Consider the following 19,765-nt stretch of genomic DNA (forward strand, 5'->3'; position numbering starts at 1 on the left):
TCTGATAGCAACTTTCGTCTTTCCCCCGAAGGGAGCATGCGGTATTAGCAGTCGTTTCCAACTGTTGTCCCCCACTATCAGGCAGATTCCCAGGTATTACTCACCCGTCCGCCACTCGTCAGCAAAAGAAGCAAGCTTCTTTCCTGTTACCGTTCGACTTGCATGTATTAGGCCTGCCGCCAGCGTTCAATCTGAGCCATGATCAAACTCTTCACTTTAATGATTCGTTTGAAGTGCAACTATAACTAGTTGCCAGTATGTTGGCTTAAAACTCAAAGTTCTTAACTTAAAGAACCCACACAGATTGTCTGTACTTATCAATTTTCAAAGAACTTCAAAACGCTTGGTTTTTGCAGCTGTTCGCTTTAATGCGTGACAGCGGAAACGTATTTTAATGATTTTTAACCCCACGTCAACACTTTTTTAAAAAATTTTTAAAGTTTTTTTGCTATTCTGTAAAAATTTCCGATATTTATCAGCTTTATCAACTGTGTTTTTTCAACTTTAAAAACTAGGATAATTTCAAATTAAAGCCAAAATTAAGCACCAAAAATGATCAAAGCTGCAAATTATTAGGTAAAAAAGCCGAAATCTTCTGAAAACCAAAATGCTTAAAAGTTGCCTCTAACTGCTTTTTCTCAATTCCCTCACAATGTCCTGTATAAAAAGCCTCTACAGGGCCTAGTAAAGAACCATCTGATAAGCTCAGTGGAGAGCCCTCTATCGGGCTCTCCACTGAGGTAGGCTCACAGCTTTCATTTTTGCTGCCTATCTTATCTGCTAAAAGAGACTTTACTCGTCGAGCTACGGCTTCACCTGAATCAATGAATTTCATATTAGGGCCTAAAACTTTAGCAATATCATCTTTTACTAAAGGAAAATGGGTGCAACCTAATACCACTACATCAGGTTTATTAGCCTCATCTAATTGCAATATAGGCTCTAAAATTTTCTTAAGGCGCTCAAGCTTGTCCCTTTCATAGTCATCCAAGCTAGCACAGCTGTTGGCTGTGCCAACGGCACATCCATCGGAGCTGCTGTTGGTGCATCCAGTAGCAACGCCGTTGGCGTTGCCACTGGCGGCATTGGCACTGGTGTTGCCATTAGTTGGAACTGAGCCTTGGCTATTTTTAATGAGCTGCTCTTCGGCTAAGCGCACCAGATCCTGAGAGCCAATTTTTAAAACCTTGCAATCACTAGCAAACTCATTGATTAAAAAATCGGTATAGCTACGATGCACTGTTCCTTGCGTAGCTAACAGGCAAATATTATGTTTTTTAGAAATTTTGGCTGCTGGCTTAATAGCTGGTACTACTCCAACAATAGGAATAGTAAAAATTTCACGCAAGGTAGGTAACACAATAGTACTAGCAGTATTACAAGCAATCACTATCAAATCAGGCTGAAGTTTTGAGCATAAGCTTTGTAGTAAGTTACTTACTCTCTTTTTTAAAAACACTTCACTTTTATTGCCATAAGGAAAACACTCATGGTCAAAAAGATAGTAAAAAAGAGCTTGCTTATTAGCTTTATAAACCTCTTGCATGACAGATAAACCGCCCACGCCTGAGTCGAACATTAAAATTTTAGGTGCTTGATAACTGCTCATATAAGCTCTCCTTGGTGCCCTAACTTATTAGTCATTATAGCGCCTAGTGCTGGCCATAAATCTTAGCTACTAACACTCATTAGCATGAAAAGGGCATTTTTGCTAATATGAGCCGAGCGTTTTTTTAGGTATTGATAGGACTGTTAACATGTTACCTGTTTTACTAACTACTACAGATAAGGATAATTACCAAGCTTACCTTGATGAAAAGATTACTAGAGTCTTTAACATGTTAAAAGAAACACTAAAAGACTCAGATAGCCCTTTAGGCTATCAAGATCTTTTAGCTATTGAGCCTCAAGTACATGCCTCAATTCCAGAGCACTATCGTATGAGAGCTGAGTTTTCAGTCTTTCACCATAATCAAGATTCTTTTGATTATGCTATGTACGAACCTAACTCCAAGCCACGTAAAGTTATCTTACTTAAAGACTTTCCAGGCTGTACTGTAGCTATCAATCAAGCTATGGCTGCACTTCGTGAGCATTTACCTAAATACCAAGTTATTAAGCGCAAACTCTTTGGTGCTGACTTTTTAAGTAACACCCAAGGCGATGTGGTTATTTCTTTAAACTATCACAAAAAGCTAACCGAAGAATGGGAGAGCGAGGCTCAGCAGTTACGTAACGATTTAACCAACTGCGGCCTTAACTGCTCTTTAGTAGCTCATGCTAAAAAGCAAGTTTTAGTAGTAGGCAATGATTATGTCATTGAGACCATTCCAACTACCCGTGGTGACATTAAATTAAAGCAAGTAGAAGGTACCTTTTCTCAACCTAATGCTACTGCATGTTCAGCCATGCTTAACTTTGCTATTGCTTGTGCTCAAGAAGGTCTTGATAAAGCTAAAGCACAATCCCTTGATCATCAAAAGGACTTAATTGAGCTTTACTGCGGTTCAGGTACTTTTACTGTAGCTCTAGCACCTTTATTTAATAAGGTCTTTGCCACTGAGGTAGCCCGAGTTCCTACTAATACTGCATTTTTCAATATGGAGCTCAATAATATCAATAATATTAAGCTAGCTCGCCTTAGTGCTTTAGAGGTAACCGAAGCCTTAAATCATGTTAGATCTTTTAGACGTTTAGAAGAAAAAGAGATTAACTTAGATGACTACAACTTTGGCACTCTATTAATTGATCCGCCTCGTGCTGGTTTGCAAGATGAGGCAGCCTTAAAATTCACTGCTCAATATGATCGTGTAATTTATATTTCTTGTGGTCCAGAGTCTTTAGCCTCTGATCTTAAGTATTTAAGTAAGACTCATAAAATTGAACGTCTGGCTTTCTTTGATCAATTCCCATATACCAACCACTTAGAAAGTGGCGTATTACTAGTAAGACGTTAATTTTCACCTCCTTACCCATCAAAAAAGGCAAGCTTAATCATAAGCTTGCCTTTTGTACTAATTTAACTAAATCTTATTTAGTAGTTGTTATGCCATGTAGTTCTCTGGCATTGGAATCTGAGCTACGCCAGAATCAACAGCAGCCTGAGCTACAGCACGTGAAACTTGTGGTAATAAGCGTGGATCCATTGGCTTTGGAATTACATACTTAGGACCAAACTCAAGCTTGTAATCTACCTGTGCAGCCTTAACAACTTCCTCTGGTACAGGCTCTTGAGCTAAGAGACGAATAGCATTCATAGCAGCTAACTTCATCTCTTGGTTAATGCAAGTTGCACGAACGTCTAAAGTGCCACGGAATAAGAATGGGAAGCACAATACGTTGTTAATTTGGTTAGGGTAGTCAGAACGGCCAGTACCCATAATAATATCTGGACGAACACGAGCTACTAACTCTGGCTCAACCTCAGGATCTGGGTTAGAGCAAGCAAATACTACAGCCTTTGGAGCTAAGCTCATTAAGTCAGCTTCAGTAATTAAGCCAGGACCAGATACACCTAATAAGATGTCAGCACCAGCACAAGCCTCTGATAAGGTCTTAGGACCAGCATCGTTAACAAAGCGTGGCTTCTCACCATTGTTGTACTGAGCACGATCAGAACGAATTACGCCGTGGCGGTCAACCATGAAGAATTTGCTCTTATCAGCACCAGCTGCAATTAAGAGGTCAGAACAAGCAACACCAGCAGCACCAGCGCCTACGCAAACAACCTTACAATCCTCAAGCTTCTTACCTTGAAGTTGTACAGCATTTAAAATACCAGCGCAGCTTACAATAGCGGTACCGTGTTGGTCGTCGTGGAATACTGGTACATTGCAGCGCTTAATTAACTCACGCTCAATCTCAAAGCACTCAGGAGCCTTAATATCCTCAAGGTTAATACCACCGAAAGTATCAGCAATGCACTCAACAGTAGTAATAAACTCATCTACAGTCTTATTCTTGACTTCAATATCAATAGCATTGATGTGAGCAAAGCGGTTGAATAAGAGAGCCTTACCTTCCATTACTGGCTTAGAAGCTAATGGACCTAAATTGCCTAAACCTAAAATAGCAGTACCGTTAGAGATAATAGCAACAGAGTTACCCTTACCAGTATAGCGATAAGCATCATTTGGGTTCTTAGCAATCTCAAGAACTGGCTCAGCAACACCTGGGCTATAAGCTAAAGTTAAATCACCTGCAGTCTCAGCTGGCTTGGTGATAACAATCTTGAACTTACCTGGTACTGGTTTCTCGTGATACTCTAAAGCGGCATCATGTAAAGACTTATGATCCAAGGCATCCCCCTTAAATATTGAAAAGCCTAGTTTTAAAAATTTCAGCCATCGAGCTAACAACTACCAAGAGCATTTGGTTGCGAAATATTGTTAGCAATGGTCTTTAAAAATTCATAACGTTTGCAACGTAATAAAACAACACACAACAGTTTAAGACAAAAAAGAATTTCAGCACCAAAAAATTTGAGAATCTAGTCGTACTTTTTACAAAATTGTTGAGGGTATTTTGCTAAACATTGATCAAACTCGCAAATATACTAACTCTTGGTAGTAATTAATATAATACTAGCTTGCAACTAGGTAAATAGTCTACAAGCTACTGTTCATCAATGTTTTAAGCCTAGATTAAGAACATATTATTTTAATCATTTGCTGCTTTCACATTGATAAATATCGAATTTTTCACAATTATCAATCTCTACTTTTACTCAAAAAAATTTGAGTAACTTGATTAAAAAATTAAATTAATAAAAATTCTTATTCCCCACAACAATACAAAGAACCATTAGCATTGCTCTATCACAGAGCCTAAAAACAAAAACGCCCAGTCCTAAAAAAGGAACTGGGCGTTTTTATTTTGATGACACAGCTGCAACTTTTAACAAATTGCAGTGTGCTTCTCAAAAGAATCTTACTGCTGCTTCTGAGCGCCGAGCATACCGAAGCGCTTCTTGAAGGCTTCTACACGACCACCAGTGTCAACGATCTTTTGCTTGCCAGTGAAGAATGGGTGGCATAAAGAGCAAACTTCGATATCGATATCGTGACCAGCGGTAGAACGAACTTGGAACTTGTTACCGCAAGAGCAACGTACGTTTACTAACTCGTACTGTGGGTGAATATTCTTTTGCATTTGGACCTCAGTGCATGTCGCCATTCAGCCACAAACTATATACGCGCCGAACACCACATGCGGTTATGAAAAAAAGCGCCTTATGATAATTGATCTGAAACACAAATACAACCTTATTTCAAAAAATTGTTTAATTATGTTTAAGGCTGGATAACTTTTAGACAATCTTTGGCCTTAAATCTTAAGTAAAACTCTGCAAACACTGATAAATAAGGCTTTAATCAGGATAAAAGACAACAATATGAGCAATGATAGAGCTTTTAGCTCATAATAATAAGACTATTTAATTACAACTTTTTGCTAGTGTTTTTTTACCCAAGGAGAACGCATCAAGGCTAATCTTAGTTTTAGGATGCCCAATTATTGTTATGAATACCAATAAAAATAACAAAAACTCCCATGAGATTGGTTCCTTGGGATTATTAGCTAACTTTGCTGACTCTTACCATAGTGACAACAGCAATGATCCAAGCTCTAGCTTTGGAGCAAGTATCGATTATGACTCTTATGGCACCAAGAGCGCCACTCCCATCACTAGCTTTAGCGTAGATCCTGCCACCATTTTGGCCCAACGCACCAGCAGAGCTGGCGCTAGCGTCAGTGCTAGTGCTAGTTCCAGCTTAGCAGCTGGTGCTAGTGCTTGCACTACTGGGGCTAGAAAGGGCAAAAAAGCAACAAAAGAGGCCAGTGATAAGCAAAGCAACCAGATGTTTGGTGATAGTGAGGATGAACTTATTAGCGATCAAGAATTGATTGCTAAGCTTAATGAACAGGCACGCTCTGATGGCTTTACCATTATTCAAGTTGCTATTAATAGAGCTGTTTATTCTAGCTATGACTACAAACTTAAAGGTTGTGTAGGTGAGGAAATTATAGGCTCAAGAGTACTAGTACACTTTGGTGGCTTTAGCGATAAAACCAAGGAAATTGGTATTGTTGTTGGTATTGGAGCCCAAGCTCCTTTGTCCTATAAAATATTTAAGGAAGCACAGTTACTTGATGATAGCCCTATTATCAATGATGACATTATGCAAACCTTACGTTTTGCCTCTGCTTACTACCACTATCCTTTAGGACAAACTCTACCTATTGCTCTGCCTAAATTACTTAGAGAAGGCGATAAAGCTCGCTATAAAGAAGTGCCAGGTGTAGCAAGCACCATCAGTGATGAATTACACCTTACTTTAGCTCTTAAAAAAATGCGCTCTGAGGCGCAAAGAGAATTACTTAAATTACTACAATTAGGCCCATTTAAGCGTACTGAGTTAAAGGAGCAAGGATTTAATAGCGCTCAGATAAATGCCTTAATTAAAAAAGGCCTAGCTAAAAGCGTTGACTGCGCTAAAGATATACCACCTTATGACTTGTTGGCCCATGCGCAAAAAAATGATCTCATAGCCAATAATCCTTTTACTCTTAATTCAGAGCAACAGCATGTTCTTGAGAGCATCAACACTCATCAAGGCTATGGAGTATTTTTACTCAATGGTGTGACAGGTTCAGGTAAAACTGAGGTCTATCTGCAAGCCATTGAGCACACCCTTAAACAAGGAAAAAGGGCTTTGGTCTTAGTGCCTGAAATTGCCTTAACTCCACAAACCTTTAGACGCTTTTATCAGAGATTTAAAGTACCTATTGCGACTTTGCACTCTCGTTTGAGCGATCGTGAGCGTTTAGATGCCTTTTTGGATATGGCTACCAATAGAGCCGCCATTTTGATCGGCACCAGATCAGCCATCTTTACCCCGATCAATGATTTAGGCCTCATTGTTATTGATGAGGAACATGATAGTTCCTTTAAACAAAGTGACACCTTACGTTATCACGCCCGCACCTTAGCTGTTAAGCGTGCTCAACTTAATAACTGTAAGTTAATCCTAGGCTCTGCTACCCCATCCTTGGAGTCTATTCATTGTTGTAATTTAAACTTTTTTAAGCGCCTCGACCTGTTAAAGCGAGCTCAAAAGGCTAAGCTGCCTCGTATGCATTTAATTGATTTGCGTAAAGACGAGCTTAAAGACAATGTATTAGCAGGCATTGGTGAAGTGGTTGAAAAAGCTGTAGGCATCTCTACAGCTAAGCATCAGCAGGCTTTACTATTTTTAAATAGACGTGGCTTTTCTCATGCCATGATCTGCCCTCATTGTGGTTATGTGCTCATGTGCCCTAAATGCGACGTGGCTTTAACCGTACATAAAGAGCAGCATCAACTAAAATGCCATGTCTGTGATGCTAAGTTTCAGCTAGTGGACTATTGTCCTTACTGCTTTCATGCCAACCAACATAAGTATCCCCTCATTGAAATTGGAGTGGGTACAGAGCAAGTAGCCCAGTACTTATCTGAGCGCTTTATGGATGTTGGTATTGAGCGTATTGACCGAGATGTTATTACCTCAAGAGAAGAGCTTGATAACAGCTTAAAACGTGTTTTGAATCATGACAGTGAAATTTTAGTTGGTACCCAGATGCTGGCTAAAGGACACGATTTTCCTGATGTCACCGTAGTTGGTATTTTGGATGTTGATGGTGGTCTTTACTGTGATGACTTTAGAGGCTTTGAATATACAGCCCAACTAATTACTCAGGTAGCAGGTCGTGCAGGTCGTGCTGACAAAGAGGGTGATGTTTATATTCAAACCCGACACCCAGAACATATACTGTTGCAAACTTTAGTAGATCCTAATTTTAACTACATCAAATTAGCCGATCAGCTATTAGCCATTCGTAAGGACAAGCAACAACCTCCTTATAGTTATCAAGCTTGTGTTATGGTTAACTCTACCAATAGAAATTTAGCCTTCTACACTTTACGTGACATTATGGCTAACTTTGAAAATAGAGCTGATAATATTTTGTTTGGAGTCAGACCTACCATCATATTATCTGACCGCACTGAAAAGCGCTTTAATCGCTATCACTTCCACTGTACTATCAATGCCGACACTAAAGAGTCTTTAGATAGAGTGCTAGATGAAATTACCACCATCTATAGCAAGCTCAAAAATCTTAAAGATTTGCGCTTTGCTATTGATGTAGATCCTATGACTGCTTACTAAATTAAAGGGCATTACAGATTATCTGTAATGCCCTTTAATCATTATTTATTAAAACGCTCTAAAACCTCTTTAGGCGTATTAGTCTCATTTAAATGTTCGTTTTGTGGGTTCTTAGGTAAGTTCAAACTAGCTTCCCATAAATAAACATATTTTAAGAAAGTGTAAATAAAGGCACTTTGAGCCGCCACATAGCCAGCCTTACCATCTAAAAAGCCTAGTTTTATAAAATAGAGCTTAACAAAGCTAAAAATAGGGCTGAAGATAATCTTCATTAGTGATGGTTTTTTGCCTTTAACAATGTAGCTTTGGGCTGACATGTAAGCATATTTGATAGTGCGGTTAAAGTGATCATTAACATCACGATAAGAGTAATGAATGATATAGCCTTTAAGTCTTTTTACTGGCAAATCGCTATTTAATGACTCATGGACGATTTCGCCTTCCCATCTTGGGTTGGCATCTCTTCTTACTAAGCGTAAGCGATAGTTTGGTTGCCAAGCATGCTTTAATAACTTACCTAAATAGAAAGTTAGTCTATTCATCTCAAAACTAGCTTGTTCATTAGCTCTAATGACACGAACAATATCAGCTTTAAGCTCATCATTGAGCACTTCATCGGCATCTAAAAACAAAATCCAATCGCAAGTGCACTTAGGGATTAAGGAGTTTTTCTGCTCAACATAGCCTTTAAACTCCTCAGTAAAAACCTTGGCTCCAAAAGCTTTAGCCACCTCAATAGTTTTATCAGTAGAAACAGAGTTAATTACTACAATCTCTGAGGCAATATCAGCTACCTTAGCCAAAGTAGCAGGCAATCTATCCTCTTCATTATGAGCAATAATAGCCACGGTCAAACTAAGCTTATTATTAGCAGCTAGAGTAGTTACAAAGTTAGGCTCAGACATAAAATTGCTCACCTTATTTTTGATAAAAATCTTGTAATGCAGGTAATAGAACTTGTTCTTTAATCTCAGGGCTTAAAACTTTAAGCTCTTTAGTATTAGGATCCAGCATATCTAAATCTAAAGTAACTGGATGCTCATTAGGATCGCCATATAAGGCCCAACGAGTATGCGAGTTAGACTTTCTAGTTGAGTAGAAGCAAATAGCGCTCTTATGATAGTTACCAGCAATTTGAGTAATGCCAGTACTTGGGCCAATAAACACCTTACAACTATCAACCATAGCCGCAGCTACTAATAATGAGTCAACATTAATAAAGGTATGAATATACTGATGATAATGCTCGGGGATCAAACTTAAAATTTGCTTGCAAGCTTCACGATTAGGCTCTATACCCATGATAATAATTTTAGGTGGTACTACCGCCAAGCTATCAGTACTGCCAGGCAAGCTAGCTTGATTGCCAGACAAGCCATAACGTCTAATATTATCCTCATTTAATAAGCCCTCGATAATCTGGGCATAACCTGTAATGGATAAGTTAGATCCTGAGCCACCAGTAAAGGGATTAACTAAAATAAAGTCCTCTCCCATCATACCTTCTTGGTGGAAATAGCTCACAATAGAGGCTTTTTCCCTTTGAGTGTAGATAATGCGATCAAAGCGCACCCCCACCTCATCAAAAAGATGTCTATCTAAAGAACGAACCAAATCAAGATTATACTCAGCTTCACTCTTTTGGCATAAAGAGCGACGTTGTCTTACGCCCTTATTGTAGTGAAAGAAAGACATAATCTTGGATAAAGGGCCAATACGAATGCTAGCCCCACAATCTTTAGCCAATTTTGAAATGCGGTTATCAGAAACTAAGGCAATAAAGACATCAGGATGATATTGAGCTAAATAATCTGCAATATCTTGCCCCTCTTTAAAGTGATCAATGCAAATACACTCATCAACACAATTGAGGTTTTTAGCAATCATCCAATTGTTCTTACTCACTAGAGCAATCACTTTGGCTTCTGGGTACATAGCCTTAGCTGTCGCAAAGGATGGAATAGAAACAACAAAATCGCCTATCTTATCCGTGCGCGAAATAATAATAGTTTTAATAGCACTCATAATCATCCCCCTTTAGGATGAGCTTTAGCCTAATAGCCCATACAATTGCTAAAAATTAGCTTTGATAGCCAAGAAAAAAGCCTATGTTTTGGCTAAACAGTAAATACTGCTATGTTATACTAAAAATTTTTTTCTAATACTAAGAAGATCATCTTTCTTAGTTTTTATCCTATTTTTTGTGCCACTTGAGGAGACCTCTGGGCTCAAACGCTACGTAGTACTTAAATTTGAGTCTTGGTTTTGTTGATAGCTTATGAAAAATATCGTTGCATCTTTAGTACTTGCAAGTCTTAACAAGTTAAAAGCAGATTTTGATATTCCAAGTGATATTGAAAGCAAGATCCGTATCGATCGTACCAAGGACAAAAGTCACGGCGATTTTGCTACCAACATTGCTATGTTATTAGCTAAGCCTTTAGGTAAGAACCCTCGTCAATTAGCCGAGTTAATTGTAGCTGCACTGCCTCAAGATGAGCGTGTTGCTAAAACTGAAATTGCAGGTCCTGGCTTTATTAACTTCTTTGTTAACTCTGACCATCAGGCCTCTCAACTACAAAATATGCTCCAAGATGAGCGCTTGGGAGTACCACTTGCAGCCACAGCACAAAATGTAGTGGTTGACTATTCAGCACCTAATGTTGCTAAAGAAATGGCCGTTCACCACATTCGCTCCACTGTTATTGGTGATGCTGTAGTACGTGTATTAGAGTTCTTAGGCCATAAGGTTACTCGTGCTAACCACGTAGGTGACTGGGGTACCCAATTTGGTATGCTCATCGCTTACTTAGAGAAATGCGAAAATGAAAGTGGCCAAGGCATGGATCTTAGCGACTTTGAAGCTTTCTACCGTGAGGCTAAGCGTTGCTTTGACGAAGATGAAAGCTTTGCTACCAAGGCTCGTTCTTACGTAGTACGCCTCCAAGGCGGCGATAGCTATTGCTACGACATGTGGCAAAAGCTTGTAAAAATGACCATGGATCAAAACCAAGCTATCTATGATCGTCTTAATGTAACCTTATCACAAAAAGATGTCATGGGTGAGAGCCTTTATAACAATATGCTACCTCAAGTAGTTGAAGACTTAATGAGCCGTGGCATTGCTGTTGAGGATCAAGGTGCCATTGTAGTTTACCTTGATGAGTTCAAGAATAAAGAGGGCGAAAAGCTAGGTATTATTATTCGTAAGAGTGATGGCGGCTATTTATACACCACCACTGATATTGCCTGCGTAAAATACCGTGTAGAGCACTTCCATGCTAATCGCTTAATGTACTTTATTGACTCCCGCCAGCATCAGCACTTAGAGGCTGCCTGGAAGATTGCCCGTATTGCTGGCTACTTACCTGAGGATGTGACTATTGAGCATGATGCCTTTGGCATGATGTTAGGTAAAGATGGTAAGCCATTTAAGACCCGTACTGGTGGCACTGTTAAGCTTAAGGACTTATTAGATGAGGCTGAAAAGCGTGTTGATGCTATGCTTACCGAGCGTGGTACTCAATATGAGCCTCAAGAAAGAGCAGAGATTGTCCACAAGATTGCTATTGGCGCTGTTAAATATGCTGATTTATCTAAGAATCGCTTAACAGACTATATTTTTGATTGGGAGCAAATGTTAGCCTTTGAGGGTAATACTGCCCCATATTTACAATATGCCTATAGCCGTATTCAATCTATTTTCCGTAAGACTGATAAACAGCCTGGCAATATCACCATTACTCATGAGGCTGAAGAGGCTTTAGCTACTAAGCTTTTAGCTTTTGGTGAGGTAGTACAATCCGTATCTAATAAGGCTATGCCTCATTTATTATGCACTTACTTATTTGAGCTTTCTGGCACCTTTATGCGTTTTTACGAGGCCTGCCCAGTGCTTAAAGATGGTGTTGATGAGCAAACCTGCAGTTCACGTTTAGCTTTATGTGCTCTTAGTGCTCGTGTACTTAAGCAAGGTCTCAACCTCTTAGGTATTGAAGTAATGGAAAAGATGTAACAGCTGTTAACTACTCCACCTAAAATTAGGTTAGCTCCTTTTAAGGTGGAGCTTAAAGCAGCTTAATTTATTTACTCCATGCTTACTGGGCTCATTATTAATATGAGCCCTATTAGCTTTAATTTTAATAAAGCCTTGTCCTATAGGCTAAGGCATTAGTGAGGATAATCTTAGTGAAGATTAGCATTGATTCTCTCTTTAAAGGCAAAGAGTTGCCACCTCAAAAAAAGCGTGTCTTAGCTATAGGTGGTGTTGCTTTTATTGTTTTGCTCTTTATTAGTTTCTTATTGTCATTATCCGAGGGTGATGATAAAGCTAATCAAGCTAACAATAATAATGCTATCGAGCAAAATGCCCAGACCAACAATGGTGCCTCAGGTAGCCTACAGCTGCCTAGCTCCCAGCGCTATGACTTTGAAAGCTCAGGACAAGTAGTAGGTGGCGGCCTTGAGAGTTTGTTAAATGATGCTCCAAGCACCAATAACAATATTGGGGTTAACAACGATCCTTTTGCTAACATGAATGGCCAAGGCACCACTCATGAAGATGAACAAGCTTTAGGACCAGCTCCAATCCCAACTGAGGATGACTACGATAATCAAGATGATGCCCCTCAAGAGCTGATTGCTCCACAAGCACCGCAAGCACCAGCTTCAAGCCAAACTTCTTTATATTGTGATAGCTACTCAACCTCAGCTGGGGCTGAAAGCCAAAAAGCAGTGTTAGCCTTCCAAGGTATTAGCGCCAGCGTCATCACCAATAAAGATGGCACTTATGGATTAAAGCTTGGCCCATTTAAGGATGCTCAATTAGCTCGAGATACTTTTAATGAACTAGCTAATAAAGGTCTGCTTCAACGCTGTGCTTTAATTAAGCAATAAGTTTTAACTACAAAGCCTCAAGTTTTCTTGAGGCTTTTTTCATATTTACATGAGCATAATTAATTTTGCTCACCTACCTTGATTTTTTACTACCTTGACCCCATTTAAAAAAAATACGTTTGCTTATTAAGCTTCAAAGTCTGTCATAAGTGAAGTAGAAAATAATAGTTCTTGTTATTTATTACAGACTTTAAAGTTTAGTTAATACTTTTGGATTTTTTATGACTACTATTGTTTCCGTTCGTAGAAATGGTGTCGTAGCTGTAGGTGGTGATGGTCAAGTCACTATGGGCCAGAGCACTGTGTTAAAAGACAATGCTCGTAAAGTACGACGCTTATTTAAAGGTCGCGTGATTGCAGGCTTTGCTGGCTCAACTGCAGATGCTTTTACCTTATTAGATCTCTTTGAAAAGAAGTTAGAGGCTCACCAAGGCATTTTAGAGCGTGCTTGCGTGGCCTTAGTCAAAGACTGGCGTACTGATAAAATGCTACGCAAGCTTGAGGCTATTTTAATCGTTGCCGATAAGGACAGCTCCTTCTTAATTTCTGGATCTGGTGATGTAGTCCATATGGATGACGATATTCTAGCTACTGGTTCTGGCGGCAATTATGCTCTGTCAGCAGCTCGTGCTTTGGCAAGAAATACTGAGCTTAGTGCTGAGGAAATTGTTAAGCAATCTTTACAAATTGCTGGTGAAATTTGTGTCTTTACTAACCAAAGCCACATTATTGAAACCATTAGCAATAATGAAGAGCAAGCTAAATCTCAAGAACAAGATGCCATCAAGACTCAAGACAACAACCAGGGCACAGCCTGGAGCGCAGATTAATTAAGGATCACTATGTCAGAGTTAACCCCACGTGAGATTGTTAGCGAATTAGATCGCTTTATTATTGGTCAAGGTGAAGCCAAGCGTGCTGTTGCTATTGCTATGCGTAATAGATGGCGTCGCATGCAGTTAGATCCTAAGATTAGACAGGAAATTTATCCTAAAAACATCTTAATGATCGGCCCTACTGGTGTTGGTAAAACTGAAATTGCCCGCCGTTTAGCTACTTTAGCTAAAGCTCCATTTATCAAGGTAGAAGCCACTAAATACACTGAGGTAGGCTACGTTGGTAAAGAGGTAGACTCCATTATTCGTGAGCTCATGGAAGTATCCATGAAGCTGGTTAAAGAAGAGGCTCTCAAGCGCAATAAGGTTAAGGCCGAAGAGGCTGCCGAAGAGCGTATCTTAGATGCTCTCCTGCCAGCACCATCAGCTAGCGAGGAGGAGAAGCTTAACAATCATACTCGCCAAGTTTTCCGTAAGAAATTACGTGAAGGTGAGCTTGATGACCGTGTAATCGAGATCCGTACTCAAGACAAGCAAACAGGCTTTAGCATTATTGGTGGCGGCAGCTCTCCTATGGATGATGTGGGCAACCAATTACAGTCTTTATTTGACTCCTTATCTCAAAATCGTACTGTAGTACGTAAGATGACTGTTAAAGAGGCCTTTAAAGAAGTTTGCCAAGAGGAAGCTGAAAAGCAAGTTTCAGTAGATGATCTTAAGAGTGAAGCCATTAAGCTTTGTGAAAACCAAGGTATTGTCTTTATTGATGAGATCGATAAGATTTGCGGTGGCGACACCAACACTGGCTCTCGAGGTGAAGTTTCACGTCAGGGCGTACAACGTGATTTGCTACCTTTAATTGAAGGCTGCCAAATCAACACCAAGTATGGCATTGTTCGCACTGATCACATTCTCTTTATTACCTCAGGTGCTTTCCAAATTGCCAAACCATCTGATCTCATTCCAGAGTTACAAGGCCGTTTACCAATTCGTGTAGAGTTAAAGCCATTAACCGCTGATGACTTTGTACGAATTTTAAAAGAGCCACACGCTTCTTTAACTAAGCAATATGAGTACTTATTAGCTACTGAAAATGTAAAGATTTCCTTTACTGATGAGGCTATTAAGCGTATTGCCGAAGATGCCTTCACTGTTAATGAGAAGACCGAAAATATTGGTGCTCGTCGTCTCCATACTTTAATGGAAAAACTCTTAGACAGTATTTCTTTTGATGCTCCTGATAATCCAGGTACTTGCATTGAAATTGATGCTGACTACGTCAATAAGCACTTAAGTGATATTGTTGAGGACGAAGACTTATCACGCTATATTCTTTAGTTTTAAAGAATTTTCCCAAAAAATAGCCCAGAGAACTTAGATCTAAGCTCTCTGGGCTTATTTTTTGTAAATTATTTTTTTCTAAGCAAAGCCTTAAAGAAAAATGCTAATATTATTACATGTTGTTTATTACTAAACAGTTTTTTAATTATGAGCCGAGAACAATTAAGTCTACGCGAACTTGAGCTGATTCAAGAGCTCAATGAGATCGCTGCCAAAACAGATGATTTAAGCCGTAGTATTGATGAAAAGTTTCGCACCCTAGATCGTAAAGATTTAGAAATTGCAGCTTTAAAGCGTGAGCTTGAATCATGTAAAAGAGAAAATGCTCGCCTCTTTGAAATTATCCAAAGTTGGCGTTCGCGTATGGATAAAGTGCTTGAGACCCTTCAAGCCAATTAAAGTTATTAGGCCCATTATGGGCCTTAATTTTTTCAGTTACAGGCTAGCTAAAGAGCCTGCTCAATATGGTTAAGCGAATCTTGCTTTGGGGTAACGCCAAAGAATTTGGAATAGTCACGAGAAAACTGCTGATCGCTGTTATAACCTACCATATTACTTACTTCAACAGCTTTATACTTAAAAGAGGTCAGCATCCTACGAGCTTCTAATAAGCGCTTGCGTCTAATATATTGCAAAGGCGACATGGCAGTAACCTCTTTAAAATGCTTAAAGAAATTAGAGCTGGACATAGCACAGAGCTTAGCTAAATCATCTACAGCAATACTCTTAGTATAGTTACGATTGATGTAATCAATAGCCTTTACAATGACAATGGTCTTCCTTACTACAAAATGAGCAATCATAGGTGCCAAGCGTTCATTCTTTAACCAATGGTAATAAAGCTCTCTTTTTTGCAGCAAATAAGGATAGACATCAGTAAAATTGCCCAAACGCAAATCTAACATACGATCTAATACGCTTAAGTCATAATAGCCTGACTCCATTTTAGTAAAAGCCATAGGAGGCAATTGATCCTTATAATAGTTAGGATCAACTTTGTAATTATTGGAAGTCATGACCTTGGCTAACAGATTAGTATCGATATTAACCTTCAAAGCGATATGAGGATTTTGCTCACTAGCATCCACAATCTTGAAGTTAGCAGGCATGTTTAAAGTATTAACAAACACTTCACCGCTGCTATAAGCAATGGTCTTGTCTCCAATAGAACACTCCTTTTGACCATTGATAAGATAAATCACTGCTGGGTTATAAATAGTAGGACAGGATATAGATTCACTGCTGGTAATCTTAATACAAGTTATTCCATCAATGAGATTAGTAGAGCCTTCTTGCGGTAGTACCTTACTTATCTTGTCTATTATTCTAGATAGCAATTGCTCTTTAGTGCTCATACACAGCCTCAATATTATAGCCATTCCTTAAAATTAACTTTTTACGCTAAAATAAGTTAGTGGCAGCGGTATTTGTACGTTTTCTAGGGTGTCCCATGTCTTTTATTATTAACTTAAATCTAGCTCATAATACTAAAAAAGTATTGTTCGCTCTATTATTAAGCTCTCTTACTCCTAGTGCCTGGGCTAATATCACTATGCCTTTACCAAGCGCCAACGCTAGCGATAGCGATAGCGCCAGCTCAAGCGCCAACACTAGCGTTAGTGCCAGCACTAGCACTAGCTCTATTAACATAGAGGCTAAAGATATTTCATCTGATCCTAGTGCTAAAGTAGCAGCCTCTGATAGTGATACCCCTAAAGAGACTCAAATTAAGGAAAAGGCCAAGGTCTATCGTGATCCTTTTGGTAATGTGATCGCCTCACCCCTTAAGAAAGGTGACAACAAGTCTGCTAACAATGATCAAGAGCATGTAATCACTGAGGATAATATTAAACCTACCAGTTCTCTTGGCCATAAGAAAAGCTCTTTAAGTGCTGATGACCATAAAGCTACCTCCACCCAATCAAACAACCAGGTAGCTAAGCTTAAGGTAGCTGTAGTTTATTTTAGTGTTCCTGAGCAAACCGAAAATCAAGATGTTGATGTTTTAAGCGGCGCATCCAAAATTTTAACTAAAGATCAAAAAGAGCAAGGTACAGTTGAGTACTTGGCTAAACTTATTAATGAACACATGCAAGGTCAACTTTTTGAGCTCAAAAATGTTAATGACTATCCTAGAGTGCATCAAGCATTAATTAGCCAGACTGCTAAAGAAAAAGATACTAAAGCTCGCCCACAGATTAGCTTAAGCCCAGAATTTAATCCTAGTGATTTTGACCTTATTTTTATTGGTTACCCTATTTGGTGGCACGATCTGCCAATGCCTTTATATTCCTTCTTTAATGACTGGGATTTGTCGGGCAAAACCATCATTCCATTTTGCACTCACGGAGGCAACCGCCCTTATAAGACTTTTGCGCTTATCGCCCACCACGAGCCTAATGCTCAAGTGGTAGTAACCAATGGTTTAGTAGTAAATCGCTATAAGGTGCCACTAAAAGGTGAGGACATAGTGCAAAAGTGGCTCAACAAAATCAACACCAATGTCATTATGCCTAAATATAGCCACCTCCAAACAGTACTATCACCTGCACCAGCCCCAGCAGGTGCTTCTGCGACTGCCCCTGCTGGTGCGCCTGCTGGCGCTAAGGATCAGGCCCAGCCTTAGGGGCTAGGCCCAGGCTCTGCCTTAGAGCCACACCTCTGGGCCCTGCCTCAGACCTAGGTCCAGGCTCAAACTACTCCCCCTAGAGCTATAGCCTCCACAGGCTATGCTCTATGTCATTACTACGACTAAGAGGACACTTAGGCAAAATAATAATCAGGGCAACACCATTGCATTATCTGCCTTTTGTAGTGATATCTATACATGGCACATATTTAGCTTAAACAACTTAAAAATTAGTCAACCAGGGAAGACTAAAGCTTAATCTTTACCAAAGATACAGATATAGTTATTTGCCTTCTCGTAATGCCTTGTAGTCAACCTTTTCCTTTTTTCTGCTTTATGACACCTTTTTTTAAGAGCAAGTTTTTTAAATTTTGCGCTTTTATGCTGGCTTTAGTAGCAGTTAGCACTCCTTTTTGGCTATTTAACAGCACCCAGTCTGTTGTTACCACCAATAAACAACAGTCTAATGCGTTAAACCATGAGCCTATTGATGCTGCTATTGATGCTCCTATTGTCGATACTCAAAACTCAAAAACTACAGGCACAATAGAGCTTAGCTCTTTAGAAAACTCAAAAGACTCACACAAAGCAAGCACTACCCCATCACCAGCTAAGGCTCAATCTCCAAGCGAGGCGCAATCGCAAAGCACGGCTCCAGCTCAGGCCTCAGCAGCCCCAGCTCCAGGCCAAGCCCAGGGCTCTGACCAAGCTAAAGGCCAGAGCTCTGCACAAGATGCTGCAAGCTCTAGCTTAGAGCCAGTAAAGCAACAAGGCTCTAGACAAATTAAGGAACAGTCCCTTGCTCAGGGCTCTGAGCAGGCTAGGGACAAAGGACAAGAACAGACTAAGAGCCAAGGACTTAGCCTGGGCCTGGGTCATGGCCAGAGCCATGATCAGGGCCAAGGTCTGGGTCAGGATGCCAAAAGACCTCAAGAGAGCTTATCTCAAAAGTTGGCTGATACAAGGAAACAAATAAAAGAGTCTGATGCTAATGCTGTTAATAAAGATAGTAAGGTATTAACCTCTAGTGTGGAGCCTAGCCAGTTACAAGAGCAAGTTATAAGCTCTAAAGATGAGCTTAAAGAAGCTGTAAAGCCTATGACTTTGGCACAAAAAGTTAAAGCCATTACCGAAGCTCAAACTAAAGAGCAAAAAGCTCAATATCAGCGCTCTATTGAGGAGCGTCAGGAAATGGTTGATGCAGCTATTGCTAGCATTGCTCAAAATAGCAAAATGTATCTACCACCTATGATTAGCTCTCGAGCTTTAGTGGTTACCTTTAGTGTACCTGTAGCAAATGCCGATTTATCAGATGACCAAGACCATGGTATTGACGCTACTACGGGAGCTACTGTTATTAAATATGACAACAAAGTTGATGGGGCTATGTCCTTTATTGCTAACAGGCTAAATCAAGAAAGTGGAGCGGATTTATACTACATAACACCTACCACTCAATATCCTAAGAAGCAAAAAAAGCTATATCAATTTGCTCTTAGTGAGCTTACAGATAAGAACTATCCAGAGCTTACTGATGATGTTCCTTTACATTTAGAACGCTATGACACTATTTACTTATGCTATCCAATCTGGTGGGACGATATGCCAGCGGCTATCTATAGCTTTTTAATTAAATACGACTTATCAGATAAAACCATTATCCCTGTATGCCTACATTCAGGAGATGAGTTTGCTAATACTATCAGCACTATAACTACTTACGAACCTCACGCTATTATTTATAAAAATGGCCTGGCTTTCTCAACCAAAGAATCACTTAACAGCAATTATATAAATAATAAGATTCGTTCTTTCTTAAGTAATTTAGCTGTCGATTTTAACTAAGCACAAAAAAA

Annotated in this window: 14 protein-coding genes, 1 rRNA gene and 1 pseudogene; 9 read left to right on the forward strand and 7 right to left on the reverse strand. The window is 39.5% G+C overall.

Annotated features, from left to right (window positions below):
• Both MXE38_RS00005 and murI read right to left on the reverse strand, forming a co-directional pair.
• Positions 1–218: ribosomal RNA gene (locus MXE38_RS00005) — 16S ribosomal RNA — on the reverse strand; the annotation flags it as partial.
• Between the two features lie 338 nt (positions 219–556).
• Positions 557–1,609, reverse strand: coding sequence for a glutamate racemase (gene murI, locus MXE38_RS00010; protein ID WP_246909693.1), 1,053 nt, complete (start codon positions 1,607–1,609; stop codon positions 557–559).
• Between the two features lie 148 nt (positions 1,610–1,757).
• Here murI and trmA point away from each other — a divergent pair, with 148 nt between their 5' ends.
• Positions 1,758–2,957, forward strand: a complete 1,200-nt coding sequence (gene trmA / locus MXE38_RS00015; RefSeq protein WP_246909696.1) for a tRNA (uridine(54)-C5)-methyltransferase TrmA — start codon at positions 1,758–1,760, stop codon at positions 2,955–2,957.
• Positions 2,958–3,044: 87 nt separating this feature from the next.
• Here trmA and MXE38_RS00020 read toward each other — a convergent pair whose 3' ends face one another.
• Both MXE38_RS00020 and rpmE read right to left on the reverse strand, forming a co-directional pair.
• On the reverse strand, positions 3,045–4,298 hold the full coding sequence (locus MXE38_RS00020) for a malic enzyme-like NAD(P)-binding protein (RefSeq protein ID WP_246909698.1): 1,254 nt from the start codon (positions 4,296–4,298) through the stop codon (positions 3,045–3,047).
• 631 nt (positions 4,299–4,929) lie between these two features.
• Positions 4,930–5,151 (reverse strand): 50S ribosomal protein L31, encoded by a 222-nt coding sequence (rpmE, locus tag MXE38_RS00025; protein WP_246909703.1) that lies wholly within the window; start codon positions 5,149–5,151, stop codon positions 4,930–4,932.
• A gap of 368 nt (positions 5,152–5,519) precedes the next feature.
• Between rpmE and priA the strand changes: the two genes are divergently transcribed.
• Entirely contained in the window at positions 5,520–8,207 is a 2,688-nt protein-coding gene (priA, locus tag MXE38_RS00030; RefSeq protein ID WP_246909705.1) for a primosomal protein N', read from the forward strand.
• 41 nt (positions 8,208–8,248) lie between these two features.
• On the opposite strand, the gene MXE38_RS00035 is transcribed toward priA, so the two are convergent.
• Positions 8,249–9,112 carry a glycosyltransferase family 2 protein gene (locus tag MXE38_RS00035; RefSeq protein ID WP_246909707.1) on the reverse strand — a complete coding sequence of 288 codons (864 nt, stop codon included), beginning with the start codon at positions 9,110–9,112 and terminating at the stop codon, positions 8,249–8,251.
• Positions 9,113–9,125: 13 nt separating this feature from the next.
• Positions 9,126–10,232 (reverse strand): hypothetical protein, encoded by a 1,107-nt coding sequence (locus MXE38_RS00040; protein WP_246909709.1) that lies wholly within the window; start codon positions 10,230–10,232, stop codon positions 9,126–9,128.
• A gap of 253 nt (positions 10,233–10,485) precedes the next feature.
• On the opposite strand from MXE38_RS00040, the gene argS reads away from it, so the two are divergent.
• From argS to MXE38_RS00065, 5 genes and pseudogenes are all read left to right on the forward strand, one after another.
• Positions 10,486–12,222, forward strand: coding sequence for an arginine--tRNA ligase (gene argS / locus MXE38_RS00045; RefSeq protein ID WP_246909711.1), 1,737 nt, complete (start codon positions 10,486–10,488; stop codon positions 12,220–12,222).
• A 173-nt stretch (positions 12,223–12,395) separates the two neighbouring features.
• Positions 12,396–13,103, forward strand: a complete 708-nt coding sequence (locus tag MXE38_RS12495; protein ID WP_246909713.1) for an SPOR domain-containing protein — start codon at positions 12,396–12,398, stop codon at positions 13,101–13,103.
• Between the two features lie 221 nt (positions 13,104–13,324).
• Positions 13,325–13,858, forward strand: a pseudogene (hslV, locus tag MXE38_RS00055) (ATP-dependent protease subunit HslV); the annotation flags it as partial.
• Between the two features lie 87 nt (positions 13,859–13,945).
• Positions 13,946–15,277, forward strand: coding sequence for an ATP-dependent protease ATPase subunit HslU (hslU, locus tag MXE38_RS00060; RefSeq protein ID WP_246909716.1), 1,332 nt, complete (start codon positions 13,946–13,948; stop codon positions 15,275–15,277).
• Between the two features lie 150 nt (positions 15,278–15,427).
• Positions 15,428–15,679 carry a hypothetical protein gene (locus MXE38_RS00065; protein WP_246909719.1) on the forward strand — a complete coding sequence of 84 codons (252 nt, stop codon included), beginning with the start codon at positions 15,428–15,430 and terminating at the stop codon, positions 15,677–15,679.
• Positions 15,680–15,726: 47 nt separating this feature from the next.
• Here the strand turns inward: MXE38_RS00065 and MXE38_RS00070 are convergent, their stop codons facing one another.
• Positions 15,727–16,635 carry an AraC family transcriptional regulator gene (locus MXE38_RS00070; RefSeq protein ID WP_246909721.1) on the reverse strand — a complete coding sequence of 303 codons (909 nt, stop codon included), beginning with the start codon at positions 16,633–16,635 and terminating at the stop codon, positions 15,727–15,729.
• Positions 16,636–16,730: 95 nt separating this feature from the next.
• On the opposite strand from MXE38_RS00070, the gene MXE38_RS00075 reads away from it, so the two are divergent.
• Both MXE38_RS00075 and MXE38_RS00080 read left to right on the forward strand, forming a co-directional pair.
• The gene (locus tag MXE38_RS00075; protein WP_246909724.1) at positions 16,731–17,906 is read left to right on the forward strand and encodes a flavodoxin; all 1,176 of its coding nucleotides are present in this window, start codon (positions 16,731–16,733) and stop codon (positions 17,904–17,906) included.
• A gap of 384 nt (positions 17,907–18,290) precedes the next feature.
• Positions 18,291–19,754 carry a flavodoxin gene (locus MXE38_RS00080; protein WP_246909727.1) on the forward strand — a complete coding sequence of 488 codons (1,464 nt, stop codon included), beginning with the start codon at positions 18,291–18,293 and terminating at the stop codon, positions 19,752–19,754.
• Positions 19,755–19,765 lie beyond the last annotated feature (11 nt).

This window comes from Anaerobiospirillum sp. NML120448, assembly GCF_023050945.1.
Taxonomy (GTDB): domain Bacteria; phylum Pseudomonadota; class Gammaproteobacteria; order Enterobacterales; family Succinivibrionaceae; genus Anaerobiospirillum.

What these genes read in the sequence shown, in the direction of transcription:
- murI (WP_246909693.1), bottom strand. Translation starts at nt 1,609, where the DNA reads ATGAGCAGTTATCAAGCACCTAAAATTTTAATGTTCGACTCAGGCGTG.
- trmA (WP_246909696.1), top strand. Translation starts at nt 1,758, where the DNA reads ATGTTACCTGTTTTACTAACTACTACAGATAAGGATAATTACCAAGCT.
- rpmE (WP_246909703.1), bottom strand. Translation starts at nt 5,151, where the DNA reads ATGCAAAAGAATATTCACCCACAGTACGAGTTAGTAAACGTACGTTGC.
- priA (WP_246909705.1), top strand. Translation starts at nt 5,520, where the DNA reads ATGAATACCAATAAAAATAACAAAAACTCCCATGAGATTGGTTCCTTG.
- MXE38_RS00035 (WP_246909707.1), bottom strand. Translation starts at nt 9,112, where the DNA reads ATGTCTGAGCCTAACTTTGTAACTACTCTAGCTGCTAATAATAAGCTT.
- MXE38_RS00040 (WP_246909709.1), bottom strand. Translation starts at nt 10,232, where the DNA reads ATGAGTGCTATTAAAACTATTATTATTTCGCGCACGGATAAGATAGGC.
- argS (WP_246909711.1), top strand. Translation starts at nt 10,486, where the DNA reads ATGAAAAATATCGTTGCATCTTTAGTACTTGCAAGTCTTAACAAGTTA.
- hslU (WP_246909716.1), top strand. Translation starts at nt 13,946, where the DNA reads ATGTCAGAGTTAACCCCACGTGAGATTGTTAGCGAATTAGATCGCTTT.
- MXE38_RS00065 (WP_246909719.1), top strand. Translation starts at nt 15,428, where the DNA reads ATGAGCCGAGAACAATTAAGTCTACGCGAACTTGAGCTGATTCAAGAG.
- MXE38_RS00070 (WP_246909721.1), bottom strand. Translation starts at nt 16,635, where the DNA reads ATGAGCACTAAAGAGCAATTGCTATCTAGAATAATAGACAAGATAAGT.
- MXE38_RS00075 (WP_246909724.1), top strand. Translation starts at nt 16,731, where the DNA reads ATGTCTTTTATTATTAACTTAAATCTAGCTCATAATACTAAAAAAGTA.
- MXE38_RS00080 (WP_246909727.1), top strand. Translation starts at nt 18,291, where the DNA reads ATGCTGGCTTTAGTAGCAGTTAGCACTCCTTTTTGGCTATTTAACAGC.